This window comes from Microbacterium meiriae, assembly GCF_025143875.1.
GTDB classification, from domain to species: domain Bacteria; phylum Actinomycetota; class Actinomycetes; order Actinomycetales; family Microbacteriaceae; genus Microbacterium; species Microbacterium meiriae.
Window position 1 is genome coordinate 38008 of record NZ_JAMBDU010000029.1, and the last position, 9617, is coordinate 47624.

The 9617-nt window shown below is 66.1% G+C and carries 8 protein-coding genes; all 8 read left to right on the plus strand.

Annotated elements, in window-relative coordinates:
* The first annotated feature begins 1 nt into the window (after nt 1).
* On the plus strand, nt 2–1072 hold the full coding sequence (gene yidC, locus M4D53_RS15145; protein ID WP_187662784.1) for a membrane protein insertase YidC: 1071 nt from the start codon (nt 2–4) through the stop codon (nt 1070–1072).
* Nucleotides 1069–1560: a Jag family protein gene (locus M4D53_RS15150; protein ID WP_259954823.1), complete on the plus strand. Its 492-nt coding sequence runs from the start codon at nt 1069–1071 to the stop codon at nt 1558–1560. The genes yidC and M4D53_RS15150 overlap by 4 nt, the downstream gene beginning before the upstream one ends.
* Before the next feature lie 108 nt (nt 1561–1668).
* Nucleotides 1669–2232: a 16S rRNA (guanine(527)-N(7))-methyltransferase RsmG gene (gene rsmG, locus M4D53_RS15155; RefSeq protein WP_259954828.1), complete on the plus strand. Its 564-nt coding sequence runs from the start codon at nt 1669–1671 to the stop codon at nt 2230–2232.
* A 3119-nt stretch (nt 2233–5351) separates the two neighbouring features.
* The gene (locus M4D53_RS15160) at nt 5352–6275 is read left to right on the plus strand and encodes a ParA family protein (RefSeq protein WP_259954824.1); all 924 of its coding nucleotides are present in this window, start codon (nt 5352–5354) and stop codon (nt 6273–6275) included.
* Nucleotides 6275–7249 carry a ParB/RepB/Spo0J family partition protein gene (locus tag M4D53_RS15165; RefSeq protein WP_259954825.1) on the plus strand — a complete coding sequence of 325 codons (975 nt, stop codon included), beginning with the start codon at nt 6275–6277 and terminating at the stop codon, nt 7247–7249. Before M4D53_RS15160 ends, M4D53_RS15165 begins: the two co-directional genes overlap by 1 nt.
* Nucleotides 7250–7310: 61 nt before the next feature.
* Nucleotides 7311–8759 carry a sugar porter family MFS transporter gene (locus tag M4D53_RS15170; protein ID WP_187662780.1) on the plus strand — a complete coding sequence of 483 codons (1449 nt, stop codon included), beginning with the start codon at nt 7311–7313 and terminating at the stop codon, nt 8757–8759.
* Between the two features lie 9 nt (nt 8760–8768).
* Nucleotides 8769–9104, plus strand: a complete 336-nt coding sequence (locus M4D53_RS15175) for a hypothetical protein (RefSeq protein WP_025102860.1) — start codon at nt 8769–8771, stop codon at nt 9102–9104.
* Between the two features lie 6 nt (nt 9105–9110).
* On the plus strand, nt 9111–9617 hold a 507-nt coding region (locus M4D53_RS15180; RefSeq protein WP_259954826.1), incomplete at its 3' end, for a GrpB family protein.

Genomic DNA, 9617 nt, shown 5'->3' on the forward strand with positions numbered 1-9617 from the left:
GGTGGGTCTTGACCTTCTGTTCGCCAGTGCCACCCCCAGCCCGGAGCCGGCATCCGGCGGATTCGACCTGCTCGGCACGATCCTGTGGCCGCTGAAGTGGGTCGTCGAGCTCATCCTCGTCGCCTGGCATTGGCTGCTGACCGCCGTCGGTCTTCCTGCGGCCTCGGGCATCACCTGGGTCCTCTCGATCGTCGGCCTCGTGATCGTGGTCCGTGCAGCGCTCATCCCGCTGTTCGTGAAGCAGATCAAGAGCCAGCGCAAGATGATGGAAATCGCTCCTGAACTGCGGAAAGTTCAGGAGAAGTACCGCGGCAAGAAGGATCAGCTCTCTCGTGAGGCGATGAGCCGCGAGACGATGGCGCTGTACAAGAAGCACGGCACGACGCCGATGTCGAGCTGTCTGCCGTTGCTCGTGCAGATGCCGATCTTCTTCTCGCTCTACAGCGTGCTGAGCGACGTCAGCAAGCACGCCCGCGACAACGTCGGTGGCGTCGGCCTGCTGAGCCCGGAGCTCACGAAGGAGTTCTACGACGCGAAGCTCTTCGGCGTCGCTTCGCTGCACGAGACGCTGGGCAACGCCATCGATGCCCAGAACGTCACGGCGATCATCATCCTCGTCACCCTGGTCGTCCTGATGATCGCGTCGCAGTTCTTCACCCAGCTGCAGATCATCTCGAAGAACCTCTCGCCGGAGGCCAAGACCGGCCAGGCGTACCAGATGCAGAAGATCATGCTCTACGTGCTGCCGCTGGGCTTCATCTTCTCCGGTGTCTTCTTCCCGCTCGGTGTCGTCGTGTACTGGTTCATCTCGAACCTCTGGACCATGGGCCAGCAGTTCCTCGTCATCCGTGAGATGCCCACCCCGGGCTCGGAGGCGGCGAAGGCGCGCGAAGAGCGTCTGGCGCGTAAGGGCAAGGCCATCGATTCCTCGGGCAAGGTCGTGCCGATGTCGGTGTACGAGGCAGAGCAGCAGCGTCTGCTGGAGCAGGCCGAGAAGGCGAAGGCTGAGGCACCGAAGCGACAGCAGCCGGTCGGCAAGAAGCGCGCGAAGAAGAAGGGGAACGCGTCATGAGTGAGGTCGTGACCGGGAGCACCGAGCCCACTGTGGCGCAGCTCGAGAACGAAGGCGATGTCGCCGCGGATTACCTCGAGGAGCTGCTCGACATCGCCGACATCGACGGCGACCTGAACCTCGATGTCCGGCAGGGGCGTGCCTACGTCTCGGTCGAGGCCGAGGATGACGGCCTCGCGCTGCTCTCCGCTCCGGACACAGTGCAGGCGCTGCAGGAGCTCACACGTCTCGCCGTGCAGAACAAGACCGGCTCGTTCTCGCGTCTCATCCTCGACATCGGAGGATCCCGCGACACGCGCCGCCGGCAGCTCGTGACCCTGGTCGAGGCGGCGGCCGCCAAGCTCGATGAGGGCTCGTCGCAGGCGTCGCTGCCGGCGATGTCGAGCTACGAGCGCAAGCTGGTCCACGACATCGCTGCCGAGCGAGGGCTCGTCTCCGAGTCGTACGGCGAGGGCGCGGACCGTCACACGGTCCTGCGTCGTCACTGACGTACCGAAGGCGAGTACGGGCGGGTGTCTGAGACGAACGATTCCGGCGAGAAGACCGTCGAGCAGGAGCCGGCTGTCGCTGCCGATCTTTTCGGAGACCGCCTGGAGATGGCTCGGCGGTTCACGGACTCCCTCGCCCGTGAGGGGGAGGAGCGGGGTCTGATCGGGCCGCTCGAACTGCCCCGCCTGTGGACCCGTCACATCCTGAACAGCGCGATCGCCGCACCGCTCTTCCATGGTTCCGTGGCGGACATCGGGTCTGGTGCCGGGCTGCCCGGTCTGGTGCTCGCCATCGCCCGCCCCGATGTGTCGTGGACACTGGTCGAGCCGATGGAGCGTCGGATCAACTGGTTGACGGAGCAGGTGAACGATCTCGAGCTCTCGAACGTCACCATCCTCCGTGCGCGTGCGGAGGACGTCCGTGCGAAGGGTGCCTTCGACGTCGTCACGGCTCGCGCGGTGAGCGCGCTGCGTACCTTGATTCCACTGACGGCTCCGCTGGTGCGCGATGGTGGTGAACTCGCCCTCTTGAAGGGCATGAACGCCGCGAACGAGATCGAGGCGGCGCGGAAGCAGATCGCGAAGTTCACACTCTCCGACGTTCGCGTCGAGGTTCTGGGCGAGGGACTGCTTCCCGAGACGACCCGGGTCGTCCGTGCCCACGTGCGCTGAGGACATTGTCGTTTCACGTGAAACTCTGCCGTCAGAGTGGCCTTCTTTGGTGGGCACTACCTCTTGATCGGCTGATCCGAAAAGGTCGTGTCGGCTCACGCATGAGGTTCGCCCGGACAGGCCATGTTTCACGTGAAACAACAACGAGTCTCGGTGCAGTGCGGTAGGACGCTACTCACGGCTCCGAAGGCGCTGAGTCGGGAATCGCGTTCACTGGGTGCTTCAGCGACGCCAGTGTCCTGGTTGCCAGTTACGGTGAACCTGAATCGGCGATCGACCTCTGTCTGACACGGTTGTCGGGAGCGCTGGGTTCGGGGGCGTAGAGCTTCTTCCATCGCGGGACCATCTTCGCTGAGGCGGTCAGGGGCGAGTATCACGACTCCGAGGCCGGCCTCGGAGGAGGGAATCGGTGGGCGCCGCCACACAACTCCTTGGCATCGGCGCTGTGGACGGGCGTACTCATCAGCGTCCCCGGGTCTTTCTGGAAAGCGCGTGTGGAGACCGGTGGGGCATCCACTGATCGAGCCAAGGAGCGTGGGGCGCTGCCCCGGGCGGTCCGTAGGTCAACAGTGATGTTCTCCTGCGAGGTCATCGGACGTACTGCTCGTTGAGTGCCCTTCTGCTCGACACTGGCACCTGCCCGTGCTGTGGGTCAGCGAGCGGGGTGTGCTGTCTTCACGGCGCGGCGTGGTGGGCTGCGGATCGCAGAACCTCCCGTGAGGCAGACGCAGGAGGTGGGATCGTGGTCGGCGTGGCCACATCAGACACACAACCGTTTCACGTGAAACGTCGCGCGATTCGCTTCGACGAGTTATCGCACGCGCCTACGTCGTCCGCTGACGATCTCCGACCGTTTGCCATGGCGCATTCGGTAGTGGAGGAGGTATCCCTCAGTCGCAGCGATCTTGAATGAGTGTTTCACGTGAAACAGTCGGTTCTCAGTGTGGCTCCCACGGTGCCTGAGTGCCCGTCCTTGCGCTGAGGGGCACCGATCCTCAGCGCGTGCGCAGAGTGTGGTGACGGTGAGCGCGGCACGGGGCGAACGTGTCATCGGTCGTCGGGGGGAGCCCTCGTCAGAGTCGACTGGGTCGTACCGCTGGCTCCTGCAGGTCGCTGCGGCAGTGGAGGTCCCCCGCGGGGGCGTCGACAGGCAAGAAGGTCATCCGCTCGGCGAAGCTACCGCAGGGGGTGCCTCGGTGCCTCGTTTCCTCTGCCGTCTGAAACGGACATGGTGCCACCAGTCCTGTCAGTGACGTTCGGGGTGTGCCTCGAAGCCTGGACTGGAGCCGGCGGGTGGCTTTCTCTTGGGAGAGTGTGATGGTGTCGCCGGGTTCTGCGGCGGGGGGCGGCGCGATACTTCGTCCCGTGCTTGGTTCAATGACGACTCGGGGCAACGGGGCCGGGCCCTGGCGTTCGCTGGTGTGCCGACGTGTAAAGGCACCCGGTGTGTGGCCTTCTTCGGAGGTGGCCTCTGAACCTTTCTGCGGCGCCATCGGATCCCTCGTGCTCGTCTCGAGTGCCGTCGGGGGGGAGACGCGGTGTAACCGGTGCTGGCCTGGCATTCGATACTGTGTGTCCATGTGTGGAGGGGCCCGGTGAGTGCCTTGACGCGGGAGTGGGCTTTGGCGCCTTCGGCCGCTGCGGCAGTGGCGCTCATGCCTCGTCTCGTGTTTTGTCCGGGGGAAGACTCCGGACAACCGGGGCTGGCCTTGATGCTCAACGGTGTCCCTCGATGAGTGGGCGGGGCCCGGTGATCGGCCTTCCCGTGGAGGAGCGGGCAACGGTGTGACCGGGCGCCGCTGTGGCAGACGTGCCGTGGAGCCTCCTCTCTATAGCGGTCCGCGGCGGACCTGCTGCGACGAGCTCTGATCTTCGCTATGGACGGTGTGCACAGGAAGGGGAGGGGGAGCTGTGTGCGGCGTTTGCGCGAAAGTCGGGCGTGAACGTGCCCAGCCGCCGCCGGGGGCTATCGCTGGCGTGACGCAGATGGCTCTTGAGCGACGGTCGTTCCACACACTTCGAGTACGCATGCCGAGCGGTGTGCGTGGATGGGCGACGCCACGTCGTTCGATGGGCATCGCCGTGAAGGGAAATCCTCCGCGCCAGAACTGCTCCCAGGTGTGCTCCGTCGTCGTGGGGCGACCCGAGCAGCGGCTGGGAACACGTGCTGCTGTGCGTGCCCGAGATGGTGAACGGATGTGAACAGGTCAGGAGGGTTGCGTTTCACGTGAAACAGACCGCGATCGGGCGGCGGATTCACGGGAGACGAGCCGTCGCAAAGGGCGAAGGGACGGGCCACATTGGGGGTCGGTGCCCCCATGCGGCGCGATCCTTCGTCCACCTGCCGGCTCGGACGCTGGAGGAGGCAGCGGTGTGATGCTCCGCGAGTTGTGCGGGCAGGCAGGTCACGGAGGGGCCAGAACGACGCGACGCGCCTGTCGCGCTGTCATACGGAGCACGGGGCGCGAGCGGACCGGATCGGTGCCGCGCGACGCTGGCGTCCTCCCGGCGGAGGGTGCACGCGTGAAGGATCCGCGTGCTCTGCGGGGGAGGTGCCCGGCAGAGCGATGGCTCGCGGGTGTAGGCCGGGGGTTATCCAGAAGGACGCGGTCGCGAATTCGCCTGACCGCGGCAGGCACCCCGCGTGGGAAGCTGCGACAGGGTACCCGAGTGAGGTGGGGAGGCTGAGGTTTGCGAGCGCGGGACTGGGCCTCGAGAAATGTGGCGTCGAACCGGACGACGCGGAGAAGCTACGCCGGACCGCCAGGCGCTCTCATCGAGGAGGGGCACGAGGTCGGCTCGCGAGCACGCTTCGGTGGAGCGGTAGGGACCCCAGTCGCGTGATTCAGACATCCGTCTCAGCAGGGGACCCCGGTGTCAGCGCTGGGGGCGTCCCTTCGCCTTTCGTCGATGGAGTTGCGCGAAGCAACCGGTGACGAAAGCCGCGTTCAGCGGGCCGTGCTGAAGCCGTCGTTTCACGTGAAACGAACCTCACCGGAGCTGACTGTCCGCGTGTATGCGGAAGTGCGCGGACGGGAAGCATCTCTGCCGCCCGGTCGTGCCTGTGATCCGACGTCGGTCGCTGCGATTAGAGTGGAACGCGGCCCCGAAAGGAGTGGATGTTTCACGTGAAACAGTCCGAGAAGGCATCGTCGAACGAATCGTTCGGGATGGACACCCCCCTCGCGCGAGAAATCGCGGATCTCTCTGTTCGTCGCCGCGCGCTCGAAGCAGTCACCGTGGAGTTCGGGGGAGACACGCGAATCCTGACGGTGTCGAACCAGAAGGGTGGCGTGGGTAAGACCACGAGCGCCGTCAACATCGCTTCGGCATTGGCTGGTCTGGGTGCGAAGGTGCTCGTCATCGACCTGGACCCTCAGGGGAACGCCTCCACGGCGCTCGGGGTGCCACACAATGCCGACACACCGAGCGTCTATGACGTCCTCATCGACGAGTTCCCGCTCGCGGAGATCGTGCAGCCCAGTCCGGAGAGCCCCAATCTCTTCTGTGCGCCGAGCACCATCCACCTCGCGGGTGCCGAGATCGAACTCGTCGCACAGGTCGCCCGGGAGCACCGACTTCGCCGTGCTCTGGAGGACTACCTCGTCGACAACCCTGTCGACTTCGTCATCATCGATTGCCCCCCATCGCTCGGACTCCTCACGATCAACGCGTTCACCGCGGCGAACGAGGTCTTCATCCCGATCCAGTGCGAGTACTACGCCCTGGAAGGCCTGAGCCAGCTGCTCGGCAGCATTCAGATGATCCAGAAGCACCTCAATCCGAGCCTCCATCTCTCGACGATCCTCCTGACGATGTTCGACGGGCGGACGCGTCTGGCGCAGCAGGTTGCGGAGGAAGTGCGCTCGCACTTCCCGTCACAGGTGTTGGACACCGTGATTCCGCGGTCCGTACGCGTATCGGAAGCCCCCAGTTTCGGCCAGACGGTCATCGCATACGACGGTCAGTCCGCCGGAGCGATCGCCTACCGTGAGGCCGCCGTCGAGATCGCGTCGCGACAGACGCAGAGCAAGGAGAAATAATGGCGAAGCGCACTGGACTCGGCCGCGGCATCGGCGCCCTCATCCCGACGGCGGACCAGGCCGAACGTCCTGTCGACGTGTTCTTCCCGGGCGCGAAGATCGCTCCGGCACCCGAGCCTCCCTCCGCGAACGCCGACGCGGCACCCGAGGCTGAGCTTGAGGCGGTGCCCGGGATCCACCTGATCCAGGTCGACCCGCAGGCGATCGTCCCCAACCCCCGCCAGCCGCGCACGCACTTCAACCCGGAGGACCTCGCGGAGCTCGTGCACAGCGTCCGCGAGTTCGGCGTGCTGCAGCCGGTGGTGGTCCGGAAGAACAGCGACGGCGAGTACGAACTCATCATGGGGGAGCGGCGCACGCGGGCTGCCCGCGAGGCCGGACTCGAGTCGATCCCGGCCATCGTCCGGGATACCGCCGATGAGGACCTGCTGCGGGACGCGCTCCTGGAGAACCTCCACCGCTCGGAGCTGAACCCGTTGGAAGAGGCATCGGCCTACCAGCAGCTCCTCGACGATTTCGGCATCACGCAGGAGGAGCTCGCGACGCGCATCGGTCGTTCCCGTCCGCAGATCAGCAACACCATCCGCCTGCTCAAGCTTCCTGTCCCCGTGCAGCAGCGGGTGGCCGCTGGTGTCCTGACCGCGGGACACGCGCGCGCGATCCTGAGCGTGGACTCGCCGGAGGCCATGCAGCGCCTGGCGGACAAGGTCGTCAACGAGGACCTCTCCGTCCGTGCCACGGAAGAGGCGGCCAAGTCGCAGCCCTCCGCAGGGAAGACTCCCAAGCCCACGCCAGGGGCACGGCGGGCGTACCTGGATGAGGTCGCCGGCAAGCTGGGGGACCGGCTCAACACCCGCGTCCGGATCGCACTGGGAGCTCGGAAAGGCCAGGTCACGATCGATTTCGCATCGATCCAGGACCTGAACCGCATTCTCGAGGAGCTCGGCGAAGAAGGATACGGCTCCGCGCGCTGACCCCGCCCCCGGTCGGGGGTGACATAGACTCGCGTCATCTTGTCGATGCGAGGGGGATGTCATGTCCAGACCAGCTGATCCAGCGAGTATCAAGCGTCGCGTGATCGCCGTCAGTATTGCGGCGGCTCTGGGCGGATTCCTCTTCGGATTCGACACCGCGGTGATCAACGGTGCTGTCGACGCCCTGGCGGGAGATGTCTCAGGGTTCGACCTCGGCACGGGTCTCAAGGGCTTCGCTGTCTCCTCCGCCCTGATCGGCTGCGCGGTCGGCGCCTGGTTCGCCGGCCCGGTGTCGAACAAGTTCGGACGCATCCCGGTGATGGTTGTCGCCGCGGCGATGTTCTTCGTCTCGGCGATCGGCTCCGGACTCGCGTTCAGCGTCGTCGATCTCATCGTCTGGCGTGTGATCGGCGGCCTCGGCGTCGGCGCGGCTTCGGTGATCGCCCCCGCCTACATCGCGGAGGTGTCTCCCGCGGCGATCCGCGGTCGTCTGGGCTCGTTGCAGCAGCTCGCCATCGTCCTCGGCATCTTCGCCGCCCTGCTGTCGGACGCCCTGCTCGCCGGCATCGCGGGGGAGGCCGACCAGCCGCTCTGGGGCCTGACCGCCTGGCGATGGATGTTCATGGTCGCGGCCATCCCCGCGCTCGTCTACGGGTTGATGTCGCTCCGGCTGCCGGAATCCCCGCGCTACCTGGTGCGCAAGGGCGAAGTGAAGCGTGCCGCGGAAGTGCTCCAGACCGTCACGGGGACGATCGATACCGAGGCGAAGATCAAGGAGATCACGGGCACGATCGACACGGAGCGCTCCGAGTCGCTGCGAGACCTGCGAGGCAGCCGTCTGGGCCTCAAGCCGATCGTCTGGGTCGGCATCCTGCTGTCGGTGTTCCAGCAGTTCGTCGGCATCAACGTGATCTTCTACTACTCCACGACACTGTGGCAGTCGGTCGGATTCGACGAGTCCAGCGCTCTCCTGACCTCCGTCATCACCTCTGTGACCAACATCGTCGTCACGATCGTCGCGATCCTGCTCGTCGACCGGATCGGTCGCCGGATCATGCTGCTCGTCGGCTCCGTCGGCATGACGGTGACCCTCGGACTCATGGCGCTCGCCTTCTCGTTCGGCACGCTGGATGCCTCGGGCACCGCGACGCTTCCCGACCCGTGGGCGACCGTCGCCCTCGTCTGCGCCAACGGCTTCGTGGTGTTCTTCGGGGCGAGCTGGGGACCGCTCGTGTGGGTCCTCCTGGGCGAGATCTTCCCGAACTCGATCCGTGCCGGTGCCCTGGCCGTGGCCGCCGCGGCGCAGTGGGTGGCGAACTTCTTCATCTCGACGACGTTCCCGGCGTTCGCCGAGATCGGCCTCACCTTCGCGTACGGCTTCTACGCGTTCTTCGCGCTGCTGTCGTTCTTCTTCGTGTTCTTCAAGGTGCCGGAGACCAAGGGCCGCGAGCTCGAGGACATGAGCGAGGATGCGAAGGTGGAGCGCCGACCCCGTCGCGCACGCGCGTAGGCTGGAGGGATGACCGAGTCCGTCCCCCGTCGCGCCAGCCTGGAAGTGCTGCGCGCCGAGGCCTCGGACGAACTCGCCGTCCTCGTCCAGGAGCGCCTGCTCGGCGGTGAGGACCCCTGGGAGTTCATGGAGGAGCTGCCCAGTGTCGACGAACTCGTCGTCTACCTGCTGCGCGCCGACAACATCGCCGCGAACGACGGGGTACGTCCCAACGCCGCGCGGCATTACCGGGTGCTGCGTCAGATCGCCCTGGAGTACCCGGAGCTCACGCCGGCCGTCTGGGGACTCCTGGACGAGAAGCAGCGCCATCGTCGCTGGGACCCTCGCATCGCCGACGCCTCCTGACGACCGATGCTCCTCGTTCCCTACGACCCGTCGTGGCCGCAGCGATTCGAGGAGTTCGCGGCATCGATCCGCGCTGCCGGGGCGGACGGCTGGATCGTCGAGCACATCGGATCGACGGCCATTCCCGGGATGAGCGCGAAACCGATCATCGACCTGGCGGTGCGGGTGCAGACAGGAGAAGAGTTCGCCGCGTACCGGTCCGCGTTGGAGGCGGTGGGATGGCGCACCGGCAGCGGAATCCGCACTCATCCGGTGATGATCATGGAGGCGGCCGGGGAGCGCCTCGCCATCGCACACTTCTTCACGGCAGCCGAATGGGATGCCGTGCCTCAGCGCCTGCTGCGGGACTGGTTGTGCGCGCACCCGGACGATGCGGAGCGATACGAACGCGTCAAGCACGACGCAGCGCGGGAGGCGGAGGAGCGGAACTCCTTCTACAACGCAGCGAAGACCGCTGTCATCCAGGAGATCGTCGACAGGGCGCGGGCAGCACGCGGGCTCGAGCCGGTGGAC